Here is a 24,170-nt window from a genome sequence, read left to right as displayed (position 1 = left end):
TCGCTCAATATCCTGAACATACTACTGTATATAGTTATCCTAATAATGCATATACAAAATAATTAATATGTTATCTGGCTTAAACTACTACCTAACCAAAACAAAATTCCCCGAATCAATATATTCTTCGCCATTAATAAATCCTGCGGAAACTTGCCAAACGTAGGTTCCCATATCTTGTTCTTCGCCTTCAAATTTTCCGTCCCAGCCTGAGGATGCATCGTAGGTATCTGTTTCAAATATTATTTCTCCCCAACGATTGAATATTTTAAGGTGGTAGGTTGTAATATTATATCCGATACTTTGGAATAAGTCGTTTGTTCCATCACTATTGGGTGAAAAAGCGGAGGGGAAAAATACTTCCGGTACAAATTCTACAAATATGGTTATTGTATCTACAGCTATACATCCTTCGGAATTTACTACTGTTATTGTATAAGTTGTTGTTGTTGTAGGTGCTACTGTGGTTGTTAAACAAGGGTCATCCAAACATGGCACTTCCGGCTCCCAGGTTGCTGTAACGATATCTGCTAAACTGGTCTCCACTGTTATAGTTGCAGTTTGACCAACAAATATGGTTTGATCATCAGCTGTTGCATCAGCGGTTAATAATATTGGTTCGGTTATAGAAAAAGGAACCTCAAAAGTGCATCCGCTTGCATCTGTAATTGTTACATTGTATTCGCCTGCCGGTAGATCTGAGAATTCACCTACTATTGTTGGATCTCCACCATCAAGACTAAAGGTATATGGAATGGTTCCTCCGGTTGGTACTATATGCACGTATCCATCAGTATAAGCATTACAAGGATTATTAATAATATCTTCCGCAGTTCCTTCTAATGTTGCAGGTTCTATAATAGTGAATTCATAAGTTCTCTGACATCCGCCGGCTTCAGTAACGGTAACAGAATATGTTCCTCCATCGAGATCAGTCAATTCGGTAACTCCTGTTTCACCTGTACTCCATTCATAGGTGTATGGTTCAAGTCCTCCGGTAATAGTTATGGAAACTGAGCCATCTCCATCTCCACCGCAGGTAATATTTGTTGAAACAAGGTCCACGTCAAAATCGGCACCAACTTCCACTGTTACATCATCGGTATAAACAGTTCCATCACAAAGAGTTTGAACAACAGTATATGTTTCTGTGAATTCGGGCGAAACATCAACCGTTTGTCCTTCTCCAATCAAAACACCATCTTCATCATACCAGGCCACTAAACTTGTATACCATCTCCATGATTCATCATGAGCTTCCCAGGCTGTTGCGTTTCTATCTTCTACAGTAAATGCAATGGTGCCATTTTGGTTTTGTAACCCTTGCGTTGAAACACCTATATCCCAAGTTGGGCAAACCATTACATCCGTAAAATGGTTGTCGATAAAATTGGATGTTTCACGTAATATAATTTGAAAAGTACCAATATCGTCTGTGCATGAAAAGAGAGGAACTTCATCCCAGGTAATTATTAATTTTCTGTTTGGTGCAACACCTGCATTTTCAAAATGGATACATTCTTCACATAACCCGGTGTGCCAATCGGTCCAGGGACTAAATATTGCAGTTTTGGGAACATCGCCTGCAGCATCCGGTATTGGACCATCGGGAGTCCAGTTACCTGCCCAGCTTCCTCCGGGTTCCACAAAACTTATCCATCCATTTGAACATAAATAAAATTCGGTATAGGTCTCCCCAAAGAAACAAAAGTCGAAACCAACATCATAAGGCCCGATATAGGTATCATCCACCATGGTTACTGCTAAACCACCAATAGGTTCCGGAGCATATTCTAATTCCTGATAGCTGTAGCAGTCGCCACAAAAGTCAACAAGAGAAGTTCCAAGAGTTACTTCATCACCCGGACATATACTGGTATCAGGATAAGCTGTTATTTGTGTTTTCCCAATTATAACAAAGGCGAGGAGAATGCCTAATAGTGTAATTTGTTTCTTCATAATACTGAGAAGTTTGATGCTGTCGAAATTTAGAAATAAAGTTAGAAAAATAAAATGTCTTTTAGGTAGTGCAGGCATTTTTAAGGTGTTAAAATCTAATGATAAAGAAATCTCATTTTTTTGCAACATTTGCAAATTGTAACCCGTTTTAGTGGTAGGATAATTTTAGAAATTTATGACGATGCTTGAGTATTGCAAAATGATCCTTGTGAAGGTGAGTTTTGATCACGATCTGTTTCGAACAGAATTAAATAAGGCAATTAAAGAATTAGTGGTAGATGAAGCCCTTGAACTTAAAAAATGGTGTATAGAAACCTTTGGTTGGAATTATTGCAAAACAGCTGTGCCTGAATTCGTTTTGGGTTCGATGTAGTCGAAATTTCCATTTAAATCAATTCTGAGGCTCTCAATATTGTTTTGAGACTACGTGTCAGAAAAAGGAAAATAATTGCACAGCGGTTAAATATAAACGCCGTTTTTCTTTGTGGATTTTATATTTTTTTCACGTTATTTTATTACCCAATCAATTTCATTTTCCCAGTTTGCGCGTAAATTTTGATCAATTGGGAAAAGAATTACCGGTTCAGGAAGTGTATTTTTCGATAGATCACCGGGCGACCATTTTCCATTTTTATCTAGATCGATTATAGCGCGGATCCTGTAAATTCCCGGAACGAGATAATTAATTGTTACCGCATATTTTTTTTCTTCTCCTGTAAACTGTGCTTCCTCAATATAGATTTCTTCCACGGGTGATAGATCAGATTTCATAAGTTGAAAAATAATATTTTGTCCCGACAAATTTTTAATTGTAGTTGTGAGTAAAGAATAAGCATCCTGTTTTTTCAAAAGTATTTTTAAGGTATCAGGTTTATTTTCTAATCCGAAGATATCTTTCGTGAAATTTTTAGCGAGAATTATATCATAAGCATTTTCCGGTTTCCAGGTATATTGAATATAAACTTTTCTGGAATCCAGACTATCGATTTTAATTATGGGGTGTGGCAAAAAAACACTGTCGTTCACACTCCAAATTTTTAACATGGTAGTGTCGAAAGATAAAACCGGATTATAAAATTTTAGAATTATTACCTTCTCCGGATCCCAGTCAGCACGGGTGTCTCCGCCTTTGTTAATTGCAGTAACATTACTGGTGAATGTATTTTTATTTAATTGAAAATTGGAATCGACCGGAATTGATTTTAAACTTATTTTTTTAATTATTTCTGTAGTGTCGTAATTTATTTTTAATCTGAATGTATCAAGTTTATAATTGTCAGACCATACTATAATGGTATCCAGAGATTTGTTTTTTGTGAAATAAATCTTTTCAGAAATTGGGTTTAATGAAGTTATACTTACCTCAGTACTGGGTCTTGAAAACACCATTTGTGTTTGAGCATATCTTTGTGACTTTGTTTCTAACAGATTTTGTCTGATCTTTTCTTCAGAAAATATCTGCAGTTTTTGATCTGTTATATTGGAATCTATATAAATTGTTTCACGTTGAAATGCAATTCTTTCGTTTGGAAGATCATAGAAATAATTAAAATTTTGGTCTTCTAATGCATACAATTTATATTCTCCGGCTTTAATATTGGATATTTTAAAATTCCCGGTTTCATCTGTTTTTGTAAAATAATACGGCTGTTGTGTTCGAAAAGAACTGTCGGTAGGTTCATAATATAAAACAACAAAAGTTTTTTCTGAAGGAGCGCCTGTTAAAAGATCTGTTACTTTTCCGGAGATCTGCAAAGAGTCGAGATAACTTCCCGTGGAAAATACATATGTAAAATTATTTAATATGTTTCCTTCGGTATTATCTTTAATTGCCTGACCGAAATTAACGGTATATGTTGTGGAATCTCTAAGTGTAGAATTTAATTTAATGGTAAGTGTTTTTCCTTTTATTTTATATTCGGGAATTCCATCCAGGGGTGGAGAGATAATTACCTGATTAAATACATCATTTAAAACAACGTATTCATCATACTGAATATGTATTTCGGGAGCATCAAAATAGAGGGAATTTGTATCTGGAGAGTATTGTAAAACTGTAGGGGGAATAATATCTTTTTCTCCTCCGGTGGGAGTAACCACATTTGCACAACTGTAAATAGTCAGGGCAATAAGGATGTAAAAATAAATTGGATTTCTTCTCATCGTCCTATATGAATCATCAATACAGAAATATCTGAGGGCGAAACGCCGCTTATTCTGCTTGCTTGTCCCAGAGTTTTAGGTTTTATTTTAGTAAGTTTTTCTCTTGCTTCCAGGGAGATGGAATGAATGAGACTATAATTAATAGTGTCGTGAATTAGAATATTTTCCAGTCTCAGCATTTTGTCCACTAACTCTTTTTCCTTTGTAATGTAATTTTCGTACTTAACTGTTATTTCAGCTTGTTCGAAAAACTCTTCCTCAAACGAATCGAATACCGTATCTATTGCTGCATTTATTCCTTTGAAATCCATCAAAGCTATATGTGGTCGTGCCAGTAAGGCGGCGATCTTCGATTTTTGTTTAATTGGTGCAGAGCCTTTTTGTTCAAGTAAACCATTTATCTGATCCGGATCAACACTAGTAGTTCTCAGGTAATCGATAAGTTTAGAAGTTGCTGCCAACTTTTCATTTACTCTCTTCATGCGTTCATCAGAAGCCAAACCTATTTTATGGGCCTTTTCCGTAAGTCTGAGATCCGCATTGTCCTGACGCAAAAGCACTCTGTATTCCGCTCTTGAAGTAAACATTCTATAAGGTTCTTCAGTGCCTTTTGTGATCAGATCGTCTATCAAAACCCCTATATATCCTTCACTCCTGTCAATTTCAAAAGGTTCCTTTTCAAAGACGGCCTGATGAGCATTAATTCCGGCCATAAGTCCCTGACAGGCTGCTTCTTCATAACCGGTAGTGCCATTAATCTGTCCGGCAAAAAAGAGGTTCTTAACCAATTTAGTTTCCAATGTATTGGTTAATTGCATGGGAGGAAAATAGTCATACTCAATTGCATAGCCGGGTCTGAACATTTTTACATTCTCAAAACCGACTATTTTTTTAAGTGCTGCATACTGAACTTCCTCCGGCAGACTCGTAGAAAAACCGTTGACATAAACCTCCACTGTATTCCAACCCTCAGGCTCCACAAATATCTGGTGCCTGTCTTTGGATGCAAAGCGATCTATTTTATCTTCAATGGAAGGGCAATATCTTGGACCCGGGCCTTTTATCCTCCCTGAATACATTGGAGATTTTTCAAAACCCTTTTTTAATTCTGCATGCACTGCCTCCGAAGTATAAGTAATATAACAACTCCTCTGTTTTTTTAATGCTGTGGTATTGGTATAGGAGAACTTTCCAGGTTTTTCATCTCCCTTTTGTTCTTCCATCAGATCATAATTCAAACTTCTCCCATCCAATCTTGGAGGTGTTCCCGTCTTCATTCTTCCACTTTCAAAACCCAGAGTGATCAATTGTTCCGTGATACCGGTAGCTGACCTTTCTGCCATTCTACCGCCGCCAAAATTCTTTTCTCCAATATGTATTAAACCGTTTAAAAAGGTCCCGTTGGTAAGCACCACCGATTTTGATCTGATCTCCATCCCCATGGAAGTTTTAACTCCACCCACAACTCCATTCTTAACTATTAATCCCGCCACGGTATCTTGCCAAAAATCTACATTAGGTGTTTGTTCCAACTTATTACGCCATTCTCCCGCAAACAACATTCTGTCGCTTTGTGCCCTCGGGCTCCACATAGCAGGACCTTTAGATATATTCAGCATACGGAATTGTATCATGGTTTTATCCGTCACAATTCCCGAATATCCCCCTAAAGCATCAATTTCCCTTACGATCTGTCCCTTTGCAACCCCACCCATGGCTGGGTTACAGCTCATTTGTGCTATGGTTTGCATATTCATCGTAACAAGCAATACAGAGGAACCCATATTGGCTGCTGCGGCGGCTGCCTCACATCCGGCGTGACCGGCACCTACTACTATTACATCGTATTCTTTGAACATGGTTCTGCAAAGGTAAAGATTTTATAGGCGATGAAAGTTCCACGTGGAACAAGTTCGTGAATCTGGGCGCGTGCATCGTGAATCGGAAATCGTGAATCCGTGTTGGGGATGCTAATATATATAAGTTGAAATTTTTGGTATTTGGATTGTTCCACGTGGAACCTTTGAAGTTCGTGAACCTTCAATCGTGAGCCGTGAGTCCGGGAAAACTTCCAGTGGTTGTTGATTTTGTTCCACGTGAAACCTTTGTATGAACCCGTTATTAAGGGAGTTAATCTCCACGGAATAACGATTCACGCCTACCCTCCAGTGGTTGGTAAAAAACACCAACCACAGCATTAACCACGGTGTATAGAACGGGTTCACGACTCACGATTGACGATTCACGTCCTCAGATCCGATCTAATATCTGGAGTGATTCGTCTTCTTTTTTGCGGATCTTCCTTTTTTCGGCTTCGGTTTTGTCGTTGTAGCCGAGCAGATGGAGAATTCCATGGATCATTACACGCTGGAGTTCGGGATAGAAATCCGTTTTAAATTTTTCTGCGTTTTCTTTTACTCTGTCGATACTTATAAAGATATCACCGGAGATATAATTGCCGGAGTTGTAGTTAAACGTGATGATATCGGTTAAAGTGCTGTGATGGAGATATTGTTTATTCAGGTCGGCGATGAAATCGTCCGTAGAAAAAATGAACTGAATATCAGATGGAAATTTATGGTTGGCAATGATGATGCGTTCCACCCAGGTGCGATGCCGGGAAGCTTGTTTTAATTTGAAATCCGTTTGGTTAGAAACGAAGGTAACATTGCTCATCAGAGACGAAATTGGATTTCAACCTTGCTGCCATCATTTGAAAAAACTACCAGGTCGGAGAGATGTTTCATCAGAAATATTCCTCTTCCTCCTGTATTTTCAATGTTTTCGGGGGCTGTGGGATCAGGAAGGTTGGAAAAATCGAATCCACAGCCCTGATCCTTAATAAGACAAGTTAGTTTATTGCTTTCCTTTTTTATGGAAATGGTAACTTCTTTATCGCTGTCAGACTTATTGCCATGCAGGATAGCGTTGTTTACTGCCTCCGTTATACATACCAGAATATTGCCATAAACTTCATCAGCAATTTCCAATTTCTTTCTAACCTCTTCAATAAAAGGTTCGATAAGGACTATGTTAGCGGGTTGAGATTTAAGACAGATTTGTTTCGTTATTTGTTCTACCGACATTTACAGTGTTTAGTAGGTTATCGACCGTAAATATTCTTCTACTAAATTTTTGTAAAAAGGTTTCAATTCCGGCGAAACGGTTTTATAAAGGTCTGATTCTGCGTTGCGTTTTTTCAGATATTCTTCTATTGCCGGTGGCAGAGGTCTTGTAATTTCGTTGGCCGTGTTGGATTTTCTTTCGTTGTCCATTTTCCGTTTGCGATCTGATTCTTCAGCTTCCAATAAACGGGTTAATATTTCCTGTTGGCGTTTCAGTGTTTCGGTGGTCAATTGTTTGTTTACAATATCCTCCTCGGTTTTATCCATCTGATCGGCCAATTGCTGTAGTTGTTTAGCTAGTTTACCTTCTTCCGTATTTCCTCCACCCATTTGTTCAGCCATTTTCTGAATGGCATCGCGAATTGCAGCTTGTTTTTGTGCCATTTCAGCTAATTGTTGGCTCATTCCCGATTTTTCACCCTTCTGTTTGCCACCTTCCATATCACCCTTCATCTTATTGATCTGGTCGTTGAGCTGTTTTTGCATTTCTCCTAGAGAAGGCATTTCCGATTGTTTGCTGCCTCCGGGTTTCTGACACATTTGAGAACCGGGCATCGACTTCGCCATTTGTTCCTGCATTTGTTGCATCACTTCATCCAACATCAAGGCAAGATTGTTATAACCGGTCATTGCGAGTTGCTGATATAAGTTCGATTCGTTTACCTGACGTTCGCCCATCTGCTCCACACTTTTATCGAGATTGCGATTTACTTCTGTTATTTCTCTTGTAATAAAAGTACTGATCTGCATTACGCGTTTTGCAAGAGCCATCAAACTATCTTCCACCATTTTGGTGTCTTCCTTAATTTTTTGTTGTTCCGCCATGAGCTCAACAAATTTCGGATTGTTGGTCTTGATCCCTTTTACATCATTCATCAGCTTTTCCTGGTCAACTGAAAGTTTGATCAAATTATCGAGCAGGTGACTTAAAGCATTCATGTCCTCCTGCTGTTGCTCCATGCTTTCCTGACTCATTTGCTGCTGCATTTTTTGAGCGAGGTCCTTCATTTGTTCAGAAGCACTTTTTTGACTCTGGGCAGCTTGTTTCTTGTTGTCCTGTTTTATTTGTTCCGACGATTTTTCGAGATTTTGTTCAATGGATTGTTCCTGTTGTTCGGTATTCTCCATGTCTTTTTGCTGCTCCAATTCCTTGTTCATTTCGCGCATTTCTTCCATATCTTTTTGGATATCGTCGAACTTTTCGTTTATATCTTCCTGTTTCTCAAGGTTTTGCGCGTTATCTGATTTTTTATCTTCTGTTTTTTTGCTAAGTTCTTCCTGTTTTTCTGCCAGCTCGTTGAGTTTGTCTACAGTTTCCTGCATTTTTTGCTCCATTTCCATTTGTTTGAACAATTCGAGCATTCTATCTAACTCATTCTCAACCTGTTCGTTGTTCATTTGCATTTTTTCCATCTCCTCTAAACTCTGTTCTTTATTAAGTTTTTCCATCAGTTTCTCCAATTCTTCCATCAGTTTCTTCATCTCATCCGGCACAACTTCTTCAAACATCTTCTCTAATTTTTCCTGTTTTTCGAGGATGTCGGGATTGGGTTCCATGTATTCTTTCTGCATGTCCAAGTTATCTTTGAACTCTTCGGTAAGTTCTTCCACCGATTGCTGCACATTTTGATTTTTTTGGATCAATTTTTCAATTTCCTTTTTATCCTCCCAATTCAATTCTTTTTTATCAAAAAGTTTTTCCTCGAGTTTTTCTGTTTGTTTTTGGATGTCTTTAATATCATCCAAAACATTATCCAGTTTATCTTTTATGGAAGAATTTGCATCGTCTTTCATTTGTTCCAATTCTTCTAAGGTAGGCACAAGGAACTGCATGGAAGCGGTTCTGGCCGATTTACTGCCGTGAATTGCATCATTATCCCATACCTCAAAATAATAAGTTACGCGATCGCCGGGCTGAAGTGTTTTAGCTCTCAGGTCGAAGGCGTGTGTGAAGCGGTTATTTTTTATCCCTTTGGGAATTGCAATTGGAGTTGAATTCTCTTCCTTAATAAAATAATTGTTACCGGCATCCAGCGATTCGATATTGTATTTGAAGAGCATGTTTTTAAATCCGTAATCATCGTTTATCTCCCCAAGGAAATAAAGAAATTTTTCATCGAGACTGTCTTTGAATTGTTCAGCGGTAATTTCTGGAAACAAATCGGGAATTACAGTAATATTATAACTGATGGTATCCCTGTTGTATACTTTTCCATTTGCGATCCCGATCTTGTAAAGTTCATTCACCATCACCTTTCTGCTGATGTTGAACGTGGAACCTCCGCTATTGGAAGCATTCACTTTGCCATTAGGGAAAAAGAGTTCTATATGATCGGTATTTTCAGTTTTAAAGATCCATTCCAGATTTGTTCCTTCAGGAATTAACAGGTCACCTGTATTTTGAAGTGTTTCATCTTTAATACCGGTATAATCGGGGTAATTTAAATTGATGGAGAAGTTGAGTAGAGTTGGTTTTGGAACCACTTCCAGCGTGTATTCCTTTGAATCGTAGCCATTTGCGAGGAAATGGAAATCCGTTTTTTCAGGAACCTTATTAAACACATAGGTATAAACGTCTTTTTGGTCTTTCACCATGGTATAAGAACCAGTTTCAGTAACTATAACCACTTGTTCGGGTAATACATCTCCCAATATTTTCAACGACAATTCATAATCGTCGTATTGCACTACTTCTAATTCTTTATTTATAATGCTGAAAGTAAAAGGAGCTTGTTTTTCGAAGGCGGTATTGTTCTTTAATAATCGGAAGTTGCTCTCTCTCAATATGTTAGGTGCTGCAAATAATATAAAAACAAAAACGGCAAGCGGAGGTAGAGTGTATTTTAAATATTTTCTGTTTTTGTTGAGATCGATCGCCATTGTAAATGGAACCGGTTTTATCCTTTCAATTTTTTGATTGATACTTGCCTCAATGAGTAATTCGTTTGCTCCTCCAATTTCCTGTTCTTTAAGTTGAAGAATATTGAGCAATTTATCCTGAATTTCGCTGAAATGATCACCTATTATACTTGCAGCTTTTTTATGATCGATGCGTTTTCCTAGTTTTTGATATTTAAACAAGGGCGTGAATACCCTGGAATAGAGAATAAAAGCCGAACCAAGTAAAAAACTATAAAAAAGCACTTTTCGAACTGCTTCTGAAAAATAAAAGCGGTATTCGAGCAAACTGAACAGCAAATAGGCGCTGATAAGTATGGCAGCGGAGAATAAAATCCCTCTTATAAGCTGGTTTAAATAATACTTCCGGATGAAGGCATCCAGCTTGGTGATCAATATATTGTAGTTGCTCTGATTTTCCATACTTTACCTGTCAACAATATTAACGATAATTATACCAATTTTGTGTGGGTGTAACGAAATTTAACTTTCGTTAGTTTCAATCCTTAAGATTCAAAAGAAGCCAAATTTGCATAATAAGTAAATATTTGATGTTTAATTTTGCAGCGTGGCTGATCTTACGAAGGAAGAAATACCGATTGATTTTGATCCGAGGTGGATACGGGTTTTGCAAATGATAAAGGATAGGTTTGGAAGTAAACCGGAGTTGGAGACCATTTTATTTTTAATTGGTATGAATGAATTGGGAAAACTTTCTGATAAATTCACCAAGGAGCAAAAACAGGATCTTATGCATATTGCGGTATGCAAATTATTAAGTTTTAATGGTTTTTATAAATTAGCCGGTTGGGATGATGAGGGTTGGCCCATGTGGGAAATATCAGCCGCAATGCCGGAGATGGATACGAGAGAACAGGAAACTTTATTAAAAAAAAATATAATACATTATTTTGAATTAAATGAAATGATATGAAGTATACACTAATTTTAATGATCGGAATTTTTTCATTAATTTCCTGTAAAGAAAAGGAAGCAGAACCAATCGTACCTGAACAGGAAAAAATTACCGAAAAAATACCAACTACACCGGAAACAATTGATAAAATAAATACAGATACAATGACAAACGAAACAGATGACAAACAATATTATGTAAAAATTTCAACCACCTATGGAGATATGGTTGTTAAATTATATAATGAAACACCTAAACATCGCGACAACTTTTTAAAACTTGTGAAAGAAGGATTTTATGATGATCTTTTATTTCATCGTGTAATTAAAGATTTTATGGTGCAGGGTGGTGATCCTGAATCGAGAGGTGCCAATATGCAAAAACAACTTGGCAGCGGTGGACCAGGTTATACAATTCCTGCAGAAATTAAAGGAGATCTTTATCACAAAAAAGGAGCATTAAGTGCAGCTCGCCAAGCTGATCAGGTTAATCCGAGAAAAGAATCTTCCGGTTCACAATTTTATGTTGTGCAGGGAAAAAAATACAGTGATGCAGAATTACAGCAAATGGAAATGCAAACAAGATCTGTAATGTCGCCTGAAGCTAAAAAAATATATCGCGAAGTTGGCGGAACACCATTTTTAGATAATAATTATACGGTGTTTGGTGAGGTGGTAAAAGGTTTGGAAGTAATTGATAAAATTGCAGCCGTTAAAACAATGCCCGGTGATAGACCAGCTTCGGATGTGAAGATGAAGATGACTGTTGTAGAGAGTTATTGAGAGGTAATTAGTATTTGCTTACCTAGAATAAATTTAATAATATAATTATTTATAAGAAGGAGGTTATTTCCATTTTGGAGATAACCTCTTTATCATTTAATATAACTAAAGAATCATCGAAGATCCTCTTTGGTTTCGGAGGATGACTCATCAACCTCTCCGATGTGTCCCCACAGTGTTACCCGAAGGGAACGCTGTGGATTCGGAGGATGAATCTTCAGGCCTAATGTTCGGAGGGTAATTAATTATTTAAAATAATATTTCCTCGAAAACTCAAACGCCGCTTTACCTTCAAATACCTCAACAAAATGCTTAACAGGATATATTCCCTGATCCCCTGTAGAATAATATTTCGCACTACTATGAAGATATTCCTCAGGAGTAATTATTAAACCTTCTTTCACAGGATTTAAGTGCATATAATTTAACTTCTGCAAAATGTAATTATAATTGTAACACTCTTTACCATCAAAGGAGTCTTCGAAAACTTTGTGTTTTACGCCTTTCTTCCTTTCATAATCAGATACAAAATTCTGCAATCTAATAATAGTATCCAGTTGATTTAATTTCTTTAATTTACTTACAATGGAATATGAAAATAATCTTTTTGCCTCTCCTATAACTTTATTTATTTCCGGACTATTATTATCTAAATAAATAATGGTGTGTAAATGATTTGGCATTATAACGTATCCAATTATTTGATCTCCCCGTTTTACCAGAAATACACTCAGCATGATAATTACAGCTCCGAATCCACAGAGTTCGCTGCGCGTAACACTGTGGGTACACTCTTTTTTTTGTATACTTTTGTGGGATTATTTGGTGGCAAGATTATACACGCTAACATTTTTCACACGACTATTATTGAGATCTTCAATTTATTTTTATTTTGTCACCTAGTTTTTCCAGAAACATTATAATCTTTTATGGATCCGGGTTGAAAGAGATTGCCACGAATACCGAATGAACAGTTCTATAAAGTGGGATTTCACTTTTCGAATTATTGAAATTAATTCGTATTTAAAGTAATCGACTTAACATCCAACGGCGTCCCCATCATTCGAACATTGGCGGGAATTTTTCCGATGTTGCCGCTTACGGTTATGGAGAGGCCGTCTTTTTTAAATGCTTCGGGAAGTATTGCGGGGAGATATCTTTTTATGGAATTATTTTCTTCTGTTATTTCAATAATAAACACATCGGGATCGGTTCCCATTAATTTAATTGTTGCTTTTGTGGGATTTAAAAAGGCAACGGAATCGAAGGGATAAAATTCTTTTATTGGTTCCTGTAATTGTGATCTATCAAATGGAACTTCTTCTTCAATCATTAATTCTTTAATTTTTAATGGTGTTCCCATCATGCGCACATTAGGTGGAATTTTTCCGATGGTTCCGCTGAAAATTATGATTGTATTTTCTACTTTAAAATCATCGGGTAAAAAATCGGGGACGAAACGTTTTATTTCTCCATTTTTATTTTGTTCGATGAGATAAACATCTCCGATCAAAATAATTTTTCCGGATTCTTTATTGATATATCCAACCGAATCATTTTGTGTAATATTATTTTCTGTATTTTCCGTAACTACTTTTTCGCCGTTAGTGTCGTTTGGTTTTGTGCGATATAAAATTCTGATCATACTTAATTCGATGGGAGTGCCGGCGAGTTTTGTGTTTTGAGGAATTCTTCCGATGGCTCCTTCAAATACCACTTCTTGTCCGGGAGTCATAAATTTTTCGGGAAGATTAACCGGCCAGTAATCGCTGCTTACATAACCTTTGTCAACACGAATTATCCAGGAATCATTTTCTATCATCACCTTTCCAATTTCCATACTTTTAAAGCTGATGGAATCAAATTGAAAGGTTTGCGCTTTTAAGGAGCTGCATAAAACAAATAGGAAAAGTAAGGAAGTAGTTAATTTTTTCATGTTAATTCATTTCCTCCGCAAACCTTCGAAAACCATACCAAACCTTTATTCGGTGCCGATGAAACTGATGGAATTAAAAAAGCGGTTCACATTTAACGAAAGCAATATCTGTGCATCACCTCCCGCAACAAACTGATATACAGTATTGCCGTCGAAGAAGAAATACATGCGATATGTTTTTTTATTCATCAACAGCATCTCTACGTAACGACCGGTTACACCGTTCTTTTCCACGGTTTCGGTTTTATATGCTTTGCCGATATACTGGCGCTCCGCATTGAGAATGAGGTCGTCGAAAAAGGATTTTTTATTGCCAAATTTATGTCCGGGAGGATATGCGCTTACGATAACAGAATAGGCAACCAATTCTTTATAATCGTCGGAAGTGAAAGTACTAACCGTCATTGGTCCGCTCGGAAGCGTGTAAGTTTTATTTGCTTTTGAAGGCGGAGTTGGCAAATAACAATTAAATGCAGGCTGCTCAAACAAATGCCAGTTCACCATGGAATTGGATGCAATGCGGAAAGAATTTAAAAATGCTTCTCCATATGCAGAGTATGGATTATTTCCTGGTCCGCCCACTAGCAATTGATACAATACATTATCCTGCAAAATAAATTGAGAGCGCACAAAAAAGGAATCTCCAACTATCGCGGTAAATTCTCTGCCGGTATATCCGGGAGTTGACAATATTCTCTGTGAAATTAATTTTCCGTTTAATTGATCCTCTGTTTGTTTAATAAATTGATTAAAGAAATTGTCTTTATTACTTTGTTTGAAATTGGGAGGATAAATAGTGTATCCAACAGAATAAAAAAGATCTGATTTAGAATGATTATTCTGATAGATATATTTTTTAATTACACCACCATCGCTCCAAGGAGTTTCTGATCTTTCCCAGTCTCCTTTAATCGGAACCTTCACTTTAAAATTAGCTCCATCGCCTTTAAGGTCGAACCAATATTCCATAAATAAAGTATCGGCGGCAGCCATATCGAACATATCTCCGAACGGATCGGTAAATGCTTTGTATGCCGGTTTATTATTATTAATATCATTTATGGAAACAACTTTTATTTCTTCAGGATTTAAATATCCGGTAGTGTTCGTAGGTATACCAAATACCGGAAAATCATCGGGAAATGCGGAAGCAACTTCGTTATTATTTGTATTAGTGATGGTTGTCTGATCTACATTTCCGGAATATAAATTATATATAAAAGGTTGCGCCACCACTGCAAATCCTTTGGAACGCAATTTTTTAATAATACCTGATTCTCCTCCAACAAGATCTGTATTTAAAATATATAAAACGGATTGTTCTGTGCTGAGCGGTTCCATTTTTCTGATCAACAGATCGTTTATGCGATTGATCATCACATTTACATATGCAACTTGTTCTGTGCTGTTTACAACATTTGCATAATCGGTAATGGATTGTTTTGAATAAGCAATAAATTTTTTCGCATCAGCATCCAAATATGGTTTCGGATTATTTACATAATGACTTAGAACGGTAGCCTGCGTTGCAAAATCCGATTCATCCATAGTTGCAGCGATCTGGCGAATTGTAAGAAGGGATAAAGTTGGTTTAGCTTTTTGTAATGCGATATCCAATAAAATTGTTTGCTGATAATCTTTACCCGCAGCATGATCTTTATCACGGAATAATTGCAGAATATAAAAAGGTTTGTAGGTATAATAATTTTCTACATTGCCTTTCAATTTATCGCTGATCATTAATTCGAAAGGAATTCGATCTTCACGTTTGTAGTAACCTTTTAAAGTATTATCTCCGGTCGATTTCATAAATACCGGAATATTCTGCACTTCAGCAGCGTCGGGAACATTGTAAAACGCAACGGTATTTACAATATTCATGATCTCACCAACTGGTGTTGCGATATCATAATTTTCCACTCCGGGCAATTCGGTAGCACACAAAATGTAGGAATTTTGTTTGCCATCGGGAGAGGTAACCTTCCAAAGGAGCGATTCTTGCGCATAGCTGGTGCCTGCAGCGATCAAAAGAAAATATAATACGAATATCCTTAGCTTCATTAAAATTGATTGAAAGGGTAAATTTAGCTAAAAATGAGAAATGAGTTATGAGGAATGAGGTCGACAGCCAAATGATTATCCTCCGTAGTATATTATTTCAAGCACTTCAACACTTTCAACAAGTCTCAGTCGCAGTCACAGTCTCAGTTTGAACCATTGGGAGATTTTCCTTCGAATTAAACCTTGATAACCATTTGGGTGAGTGGTGAGTAGTGAGTGGTGAGGTCGATGGCCAAATGATTATCCTCCATAGGAAACTATTTCAAGCACTTCAACACTTTCAACAAGTCTCAGTCGCAGTGGGCAGGTTGGAGCATTGGAGAATTTTTGGGGATTACCGTTAGTGAGACCCTCGCTGGGAGCGAGAGCCTCACAAAAGTTAAAAGCCTGATTCTCCTCCATAATAAATCAGAATGAATATAAAATAACTATCAAAAAATAAGAAATCCGCCAGTGGTCGGACAGGTATTAATCGGATCGCTTGCCCGGAAGATTTAACTCCGTAGTAAAATATTAATAAAGAATAAAGAACAAGGAATAAAGAACATTAAACAGATCGCCGCCCGTTAGATTTTCCTCCGTATTAAACATTTTTCAACCCCTCAACCTCTTCAAACCCTGCCAGCCCTTTCAACTTTTCGTCCAAACCCTTGTGTTGAGGTTCATTTCGTCGACGATGGAGGTGCAGAAGAGAATTTGTTTGTAGTATTCCTGAATGTCGTTGAAGTTCATTACTGTTCTTCTGAGGGAAGGTTCGAAGAGATTTTTTTTCATGGGAATTGCCATATACATATTGGAGCCGACAAAGGATAGTTGAACGGAGGAATTCATTTTTTTTCTGAACTCTACCAAACGTTCCATGAATGATGTGCTGAGAATATATCTTGCTTCTACTTCGTCGGAACTATAGACAACAAATATTTTTTCAAATTCGGGATCTTCCAGGCGAACTACATCGGGTCGTCCGACATTTATATTTTGCATTAATTTGCCGAAGAAGCCAAGAAATCTTTCACCAAAATCACTCAGAACATAAGTTTGTCCGTTGAAGTGTTTATTAAAATCGGCGATAAAAAATAAACCTTTAAAAATAGTTACGTAAGAGGTTCTTCCTTTATGATCTGTTTGTCGGTCCTGTGTATGTAATTCACAAAATTCAACTTGTGTTTTTTCTATTTTTCCGGTAACAAGATCTTCGCCGGAATAAATATCGGGATTGGATAAAAATATTTTACTGAGGTCGTATTTATTTTGTGTGATAAATAAATTCGGAGTAAATGCGAGATCGGGAGCAATAAATTGCATGAGTTTTCCGATCACAATTTTTTTGTATTCTGTTCTGAAGTTCGTGCGGTTTCTTTTAAAGCCAAAAATAAAAAAATACATTAAAAGAGAAATGAGTAAAAACACGATGATGAGTGTTGGTATCATAGTGATGAAACCCAACAGCAGAGAGGCACATCCGGCAATCCACATAAACATTACGCGGTTTAATTGTTGTTTGCGCAACACCTCTAAAGCAGAAAGATGCGGAACAATTTCCTGCTGATAATATTGTTGTAATTCTTCTACTGTTTTCATTGTGTGGTAATAATTAAAACCGAAAAAATGTGATCAGAAGTTGAATATAAATTATTATGGTTTATTTATTTCCTGCGAAGAGTTTTCGTTTACCTCAACATCATTCGTATTTTTTTCTTCCTGTTTTTCTTCTGCAGAACTTTGCATAAAAATACTTCGCTGAAATAATAAAATAGATAATACACCAATTGTAATTGCACTATCTGCAACATTAAATACCGGACGGAAAAAAAGGAAGAATTTTCCGCCTAAAATTGGCATCCATTCCGGATAATGTCCTTGCGCCAAAGGGAAATAAAACATGTCGACAACATGACCGTGTAAAACAGTGGTATATCCACCTGCCTCAGGCATATATTGTGCAACTGTGGAATAGGTGGAGGCGGAAAAAAGTACTCCATAAAATATGCTGTCGATGATATTTCCCATTGCTCCGGAAAACACCAAGGCGATACTCATTATTAATGGAAGGGAGGCTTTATTTTTAACAAGAGTATATAAATAATATCCTATAAAAAATACTGCGATGATTCGAAAAATGGATAATACCAGTTTGCCATAACTTCCACCCAATTCCATTCCGAATGCCATACCCTCATTTTCCACGAAGTGAATTTTGGCCCATGAAAGTCCGAGAATATCAAATCCTCCCCCAAGAGGGTAGGTTGTTTTGATCCAAACCTTAACTATCTGATCAATCAGTAGAACTAATAATATGATGCCTATTGCCAGCCAGGATCTTTTCACGTATTTATCCTTTGCCCTGTTTAGCCTCAATACTTAAAGTAGCATGAGGAACCGCGCGCAAACGCTCTTTGGAAATAAGTTTACCTGTTTCGCGACAAATGCCATAGGTTTTATTTTCGATACGGATCATCGCTTTTTCGAGGTGGCCTATATATTGGATCTGACGGGATGCCATCTGACTGAGGTATTCACGTTCGGAGGTGGAAGTTCCGTCTTCGAGGCCTTTGAAACGAGCATCAGAATCGTCGCCCATTTCGCTGCTTCGGCTAATTTGTTCCTGAAGATATTTTAATTCGCCGCGGGCAATTTCCAGTTTTCCGGAAATAAGTTCCTTGAATTCCTGCAATTCATCATCACTATATCTGTTGCGATTATCGGTGGAGGACAATACTTTAACCTGTGGTTTTGCAACTTTTGTGAAGTCTCTGTTTGCAAAGTAAGGTTTAACGGTTTGTTTTATCTCCTTTTTCACAACAACCGGTTCTGCAACTTTTTTCGCTTTTTTTATAACTACTGGTTTTATTACGGGTTCGATTTTCTTTACCACTTTTGCCACAGGCGCTGCTTTTTTAACTTCTGGTGCCTTTGCTTTAACCACTGGAGCCTTTGTTTTAACAGCTTTTGTTTTCTGAACTGCCACAACCTTTTTAGGAGCGGCTACTTTTTTAGGAGCCACTGTTTTTTTAACCGGCGCTGCTTTTTTGGCAGTGGATTTAGGCGCAGCAGCTTTAGCCACCTTTTTGATGGGTTTTGCTGCCTTGGCCGCAACCTTAGGTTTTACTTTTGGGGCTACTTTTTTCACTACTGCTTTTGCCGCCTGCTTCGTTTTAGCCTTTGGGGCAACTTTTGTTTTTGGTTTTGCTGCCTTCGTCATCTTTTTAGCTGGTTTTTTTGCCATGGCTTTAGATTTTTTGAATAAGGACTTTTAGCAAAATTTCGTTCACTGTTATCTCTTCAAATTCCCTCAGATTCTCCTGTTTTTCGAGTGATTCTGCTAAAATTTCGGCGCAAATATACGCCTTATAATTAATCAACGACAAACCTAAACCATTGCCGCCTGAATAACTAACATTTATCTTATCAGTTATCTCAAAACCCTTTTCTTTACGCATCTTTTGCAGTTGGCTTATGAATTCACGGGCATTTCCTTCTTCTATTAATTCCGGAGTCAATGTGATATCGAGTGCAACTGTCAAAGCTCCTGCATTGGCAACCAACCATCCCGGAATATCCTCACTGGAAATTTCTGCATCTGCTAAAGATATCTCGAACGGATTTCCCCCAATACTTATTTCGGCTTTGCCATTTTTTTCGAGTTCTGCAATTTGTTTCTGATCGAATGCTGCAATTTGGTTTGCCGCAACTTTCATTTCAGCACCCAATTTAGGACCAAGTGTTTTGAAATTTGGTTTTATTTTTTTGGTGACTATACCGGCATCATCAGAAATAAATTCTATGTGTTTGATATTTACCTCCGAACGAATTAAATCCGCTACATTTTCAATTTGAATTTGTGTTGCAGGATTTAAAATTGGAATCATAATTTTAGAAAGTGGCTGACGCACTTTTATATTTTCCTTTTTGCGCAATGATAAAACGGTGGAGGAAATTTCCTGCGCCATTAACATGCGTTCTTCTAATGCCTTATCAATTAATTTTTCGTCACAAACGGGATATAAAGCCAGATGAACGGAATTATGCGGAATTCTTTTTGTTGTGGAATTAAGATTATTAAACAACCATTCACTCATAAATGGCGCAACCGGAGCCATTAGTCTGGCAACGGTTTCAAGGCATGTATATAATGTTTGATATGCCGCTAATTTATCCTGACTATTTTCCGATTTCCAGAAACGGCGTCTGCTTAAACGCACATACCAATTACTTAAATGATCGCCGACAAAATTTTGAATATAACGCGATGCTGTTGTGGGTTCATAATCATCAAAACTTTCTGTACAATCTTTAATTAAAGTATTTAATAGTGAGATTATCCATTTATCTAATTCGGACCGTTCGCTGATCGGAATTTCTTTTTCTGCAAATTCAAATTCATCCACATTGGCATACAAAACAAAAAATGTATAGGTATTATAAAGTGTTCCGAAAAATTTTCGCTGCACTTCACCAATTCCTTCCACATCAAATTTTAAATTATCCCAGGGTTGTGCGTTAGATATCATGTACCATCGTGTGGCATCTGCTCCGTATTTATAAATTGTTTCAAATGGGTCGACGGTATTTCCCAATCGTTTGCTCATTTTATTTCCTTTTTTGTCTAAAACAAGACCATTGGAAATAACATTTTTATATGCCACTGAATCGGAGATCAGGGTTGCGATAACGTGTAAGGTAAAAAACCATCCACGGGTCTGGTCCACACCTTCGGCGATAAAATCTGCCGGGAAACTCTTTTGGAAAATATCCATGTTTTCGAATGGATAATGCCATTGAGCGTAAGGAGCGGCGCCGCTGTCGAACCAAACATCTATCAGATCTGATTCGCGGGTCATTGGTTGGCCGGAATCGGAAACGAGGATGATGTCGTCAACGAAGGGTTTGTGGAGATCAAGGAGAGGAGAAAGGAGAGAGGAGGAAGGAGTTTCAATTCCTTGCGGAATTGGGGTTTGGAATGAGGGAGCTTCGCTATTTGTCAGCAGTGTGTCAGCAGCTTCGAAACGGGGTAATAGGGAGCCATCGTTGATTCCGGCTTTGGTTGCTTTTTGGTATTCATCACGGAGTTCTTCGATGGAACCTATGCATTTTTCTTCGGAGCCGTCGGCTGTGCGCCAGATAGGTAAAGGTGTTCCCCAGAAACGGGAGCGGGAAAGGTTCCAGTCGACGAGGTTTTCGAGCCACTGTGCAAAACGACCTTCACCGGTGGATTTTGGTTTCCAGTTAATGGTTTGATTTAATGCAATCAGTCTGTCTTTTACCGCTGTGGATTTGATGAACCAACTATCGAGCGGGTAATAAATTACAGGTTTATCTGTGCGCCAGCAATGCGGATAGTTGTGTTCGTATTTTTCCACTTTGAAGGCACGGTTCTCTTCTTTTAACTGGATGGCAATTAATACATCGGGATTTTCCCAATTCGGATCATCGGTGTAATTTTTAACGTATTTTCCGCTGTAAGGACCAACGCCGTCAATAAATTTACCTTGTTTGTCTACAAGTGTCAGGGTGCCGATATTATTTTGTTTTGCAACACGAAAATCGTCGGCACCAAAACTTGGAGCTATGTGTACGATTCCGGTTCCATCTTCCGTTGACACAAAATCACCGATAATTACTTTAAAAGCATCTCCTGTTTCGGGTTGCTGATAAGGTAATAATTGTTCGTATTCGTAACCGGCTAATTCTTTTCCTTTGAAGGAGGATAATAACTTCCATTCTGCATTATTTTCTCCTGAAAATTCATGCACTTTATTTTCTTCTTTGAAATATGCTGATACACGATTTTCTGCAAGAATTACGCTGATGAGTTTTCCTGTGTATTGATTATGTGTTTCTATCTGTACATAATTAATTCCTTTTCCAACTGCCAAGGCACAATTGCTTGGAAGCGTCCAGGGAGTAGTGGTCCAAGCTAGGAAAAAGATCTCATCATGTCCTGCAAATAATTTATTTGTAAGCGGATGATCACATTGTTTTAATTTGAATTGCGCGACAATGGTGGTGTCTTTCACCATTTGATAAGTTCCCGGTTGATTGAGTTCGTGGGAGCTCAATCCGGTACCTGCTGCGGGTGAATAGGGTTGTATGGTATATCCTTTATAGAGATACCCTTTGCTGTGCATTTGTTTTAATAGGTACCAAAGTGTTTCAATATATTTTGTGTCGAAGGTGAGATAGGGATCATCCATATCCACCCAATAACCCATGATATCGGTTAACTCTTCCCATTCGTGTTTGAAGGTCATTACCTGTTTGCGACAAAGGGCATTGTATTCTTCCACACTTATTTTTTTGCCGATATCTTCTTTGGTGATGCCTAATTTTTTTTCAACACTCAATTCTACCGGAAGGCCGTGCGTATCCCAGCCGCCTTTGCGTTCTACGCGAAAATTCTGCATCGTCTTGTATCGGCAAACAAGATCTTTAAGTGTGCGGGAAAGCACATGGTGAATACCCGGAGAACCATTGGCACTCGGCGGACCTTCCACAAAAATATAGGGATTGTCGGCGGTGCGTTCCTCAATGCTGCTTTGAAATGTATGGTTCTGTTTCCAGAAGGCCAACATTTCTTTTTCTATTTCCGGCAGGTTTAATTGTTTGTATTCCTGGTATTTTTTCATTGCTTAATTCCCTTAAACGCCTGTTTGGTGGCGATTGAAGGGGCAAAATTAAGGTTTTAATAGGTATATGAATGTGTTTTTGGGATATAGAAGAATGGAGAATTAAATTCTGGTTATTTAAATTCAGTTTAAATGCTTTTTAGCAATTGTAATTTCCTGATCCTCCATATTTAAAATTTTAAAAAAAGCATCATCCCCCCAAATACCTCTGGCAATATTTGCTTTGAGTGCATTTTCGATTTTACTTTTTATTGCGTTGATATCGGATGGAGTGTATTTTACTTTTTCATATTCATCCAGATTGTTTTCCTGTTGAATTAAAAAATCGGAAAAAGTATTAAATAATGTTGAGGAAACTTGATATTTATTTAAAAAGTCATCTACATTTTTAAAAGCTTTAAATTCATCTCTGTGATGTGCGTAATAATAATTTGCAGGCTGATCGAAATAGGAACGATAAAATAATTCTGTATATAATCTATTGGTAAAAAGTGTATCATCAGCATAATAAATATCGGGATGAATTCCCCATTCGTTATTCTTATAAATTGCAGGTGTTTCGCCATCTATTTTCAACGCAATTTTCTGGTCGTTAAAATAAGCTTCTGTGCCGTCGTCAAATGGTCGCTGAATACATTTTCCGGACGGAGTATAATATCGTTGGGTAGTTAATTTAAGTGCAGAAACGGAATCGGAGAGCACGTATAAATTTTGCACCAAACCTTTGCCATAGGATCTTTTTCCGATGATGGTTGCTCTTTTATTATCCTGTAATGCACCGGTAAGAATTTCGCCCGAGCTGGCAGTATATTCATTTATAAGTACAACCATTTCGCCTTGTTCAAATAAACCGGATATGGATGCATTATAATCTTCACGTTTAAAATAATATCCTTCTGTGTATACTAACAATTTATTTTCAGAAATAAATTCATCGGCAACACCAAGTGCGCCGCGCATTAGTCCGCCATAATTATCGCGCAGGTCGAGAATGAGTTTTTGCATTCCCATTTTATTTAATGAAGCAAGTGCTTTTTGCATTTCTGCAGTTGTAGTTTCTCCGAAATAAGTTAACTTGATATATCCGGTGGTTTTATCCTGCATAAAATATGCCTCCACACTTTTAAGATCTATTTGATCGCGGGTGCAGGTGAATTTTTGGATCTGATCATTATCTCTAAGCAATTGTATATTTACTGTTGTTCCCTTTGGACCCTTTAATCTTTTTACTACGTAATCGTAATTTGCTTTTTCACCCGTTATAGAAGTGTCGTTAATCGCTATTATCCTATCGCCCGGAAGTAAACCAGACCTTTGTGCAGGTCCACCATCAAAAACTCGTACAATATATGCGGTATCCCTGATAAAACTTAATACTACTCCAACACCGAAAAAATTACCGGTAAGTCCGGTTTTCAGATCAGCATATTCTTCTGCATTCATATAATTGGAGTGGGGATCCAATTGGGCAAATATTTTTTGCAGGGTTTCCGGTTCCGATAAATATTGATTGACTATGAGATTGATGATGGAATCAATATTTATGTGCTCTACGTATTTTGTTTTGATGAGAGCGGTAATTTCTGCCATTACCGAATCGTATTTTATAAATTGCGCGGAAACTATATTAAAACCACTGTAACAAAATATAACAATGAATGCAAATCTTTTCATCAGAATTATTTTTAAGACTAAATGATGCAA

Annotated in this window: 17 protein-coding genes; 3 read left to right on the top strand and 14 right to left on the bottom strand. The window is 37.4% G+C overall.

Annotated features, from left to right (window positions below):
* Positions 1-87 precede the first annotated feature (87 nt).
* Complete coding sequence (locus tag IPI31_03755) at positions 88-1,959, bottom strand: gliding motility-associated C-terminal domain-containing protein (protein ID MBK7566918.1); 1,872 nt, start codon at positions 1,957-1,959, stop codon at positions 88-90.
* 181 nt (positions 1,960-2,140) lie between these two features.
* On the opposite strand from IPI31_03755, the gene IPI31_03750 reads away from it, so the two are divergent.
* Positions 2,141-2,332 (top strand): hypothetical protein, encoded by a 192-nt coding sequence (locus IPI31_03750; protein MBK7566917.1) that lies wholly within the window; start codon positions 2,141-2,143, stop codon positions 2,330-2,332.
* A 134-nt stretch (positions 2,333-2,466) separates the two neighbouring features.
* On the opposite strand, the gene IPI31_03745 is transcribed toward IPI31_03750, so the two are convergent.
* From IPI31_03745 to IPI31_03725, 5 genes are all read right to left on the bottom strand, one after another.
* The gene (locus IPI31_03745; GenBank protein MBK7566916.1) at positions 2,467-4,122 is read right to left on the bottom strand and encodes an Ig-like domain-containing protein; all 1,656 of its coding nucleotides are present in this window, start codon (positions 4,120-4,122) and stop codon (positions 2,467-2,469) included.
* Entirely contained in the window at positions 4,119-5,981 is a 1,863-nt protein-coding gene (gene mnmG / locus IPI31_03740) for a tRNA uridine-5-carboxymethylaminomethyl(34) synthesis enzyme MnmG (protein MBK7566915.1), read from the bottom strand. Before mnmG ends, IPI31_03745 begins: the two co-directional genes overlap by 4 nt.
* 391 nt (positions 5,982-6,372) lie before the next feature.
* Positions 6,373-6,798, bottom strand: a complete 426-nt coding sequence (gene ybeY / locus IPI31_03735) for an rRNA maturation RNase YbeY (protein MBK7566914.1) — start codon at positions 6,796-6,798, stop codon at positions 6,373-6,375.
* The gene (locus tag IPI31_03730) at positions 6,798-7,208 is read right to left on the bottom strand and encodes an ATP-binding protein (GenBank protein MBK7566913.1); all 411 of its coding nucleotides are present in this window, start codon (positions 7,206-7,208) and stop codon (positions 6,798-6,800) included. Before IPI31_03730 ends, ybeY begins: the two co-directional genes overlap by 1 nt.
* Before the next feature lie 9 nt (positions 7,209-7,217).
* On the bottom strand, positions 7,218-10,568 hold the full coding sequence (locus IPI31_03725) for a DUF4175 domain-containing protein (GenBank protein ID MBK7566912.1): 3,351 nt from the start codon (positions 10,566-10,568) through the stop codon (positions 7,218-7,220).
* 211 nt (positions 10,569-10,779) lie between these two features.
* On the opposite strand from IPI31_03725, the gene IPI31_03720 reads away from it, so the two are divergent.
* Positions 10,780-11,079, top strand: coding sequence for a hypothetical protein (locus IPI31_03720; GenBank protein MBK7566911.1), 300 nt, complete (start codon positions 10,780-10,782; stop codon positions 11,077-11,079).
* A gap of 146 nt (positions 11,080-11,225) precedes the next feature.
* The gene (locus IPI31_03715) at positions 11,226-11,843 is read left to right on the top strand and encodes a peptidylprolyl isomerase (protein ID MBK7566910.1); all 618 of its coding nucleotides are present in this window, start codon (positions 11,226-11,228) and stop codon (positions 11,841-11,843) included.
* Between the two features lie 245 nt (positions 11,844-12,088).
* Here IPI31_03715 and IPI31_03710 read toward each other — a convergent pair whose 3' ends face one another.
* From IPI31_03710 to IPI31_03675, 8 genes are all read right to left on the bottom strand, one after another.
* Positions 12,089-12,580 carry a hypothetical protein gene (locus tag IPI31_03710; protein MBK7566909.1) on the bottom strand — a complete coding sequence of 164 codons (492 nt, stop codon included), beginning with the start codon at positions 12,578-12,580 and terminating at the stop codon, positions 12,089-12,091.
* Between the two features lie 275 nt (positions 12,581-12,855).
* Positions 12,856-13,779, bottom strand: coding sequence for a hypothetical protein (locus tag IPI31_03705; GenBank protein ID MBK7566908.1), 924 nt, complete (start codon positions 13,777-13,779; stop codon positions 12,856-12,858).
* 45 nt (positions 13,780-13,824) lie between these two features.
* A complete protein-coding gene (locus IPI31_03700) occupies positions 13,825-15,840 on the bottom strand; it encodes a TraB/GumN family protein (protein MBK7566907.1) in 2,016 nt (671 codons plus the stop codon).
* A gap of 630 nt (positions 15,841-16,470) precedes the next feature.
* Positions 16,471-17,421 carry a DUF3137 domain-containing protein gene (locus IPI31_03695; GenBank protein MBK7566906.1) on the bottom strand — a complete coding sequence of 317 codons (951 nt, stop codon included), beginning with the start codon at positions 17,419-17,421 and terminating at the stop codon, positions 16,471-16,473.
* 54 nt (positions 17,422-17,475) lie between these two features.
* Positions 17,476-18,168 carry a lipoprotein signal peptidase gene (locus IPI31_03690; protein MBK7566905.1) on the bottom strand — a complete coding sequence of 231 codons (693 nt, stop codon included), beginning with the start codon at positions 18,166-18,168 and terminating at the stop codon, positions 17,476-17,478.
* Positions 18,169-18,172: 4 nt separating this feature from the next.
* Complete coding sequence (locus tag IPI31_03685) at positions 18,173-19,042, bottom strand: TraR/DksA C4-type zinc finger protein (protein MBK7566904.1); 870 nt, start codon at positions 19,040-19,042, stop codon at positions 18,173-18,175.
* Positions 19,043-19,070: 28 nt separating this feature from the next.
* The gene (locus IPI31_03680) at positions 19,071-22,466 is read right to left on the bottom strand and encodes an isoleucine--tRNA ligase (GenBank protein MBK7566903.1); all 3,396 of its coding nucleotides are present in this window, start codon (positions 22,464-22,466) and stop codon (positions 19,071-19,073) included.
* 123 nt (positions 22,467-22,589) lie between these two features.
* A complete protein-coding gene (locus IPI31_03675) occupies positions 22,590-24,140 on the bottom strand; it encodes a S41 family peptidase (GenBank protein MBK7566902.1) in 1,551 nt (516 codons plus the stop codon).
* Between the last annotated feature and the right edge of the window lie 30 nt (positions 24,141-24,170).

The organism is Bacteroidota bacterium (genome assembly GCA_016706865.1).
Taxonomy (GTDB): Bacteria; Bacteroidota; Bacteroidia; order Chitinophagales; family BACL12; genus UBA7236.
The sequence above is the reverse complement of the archived record's forward strand: the minus strand, read 5'-3'. Positions and strand labels throughout refer to the sequence as shown.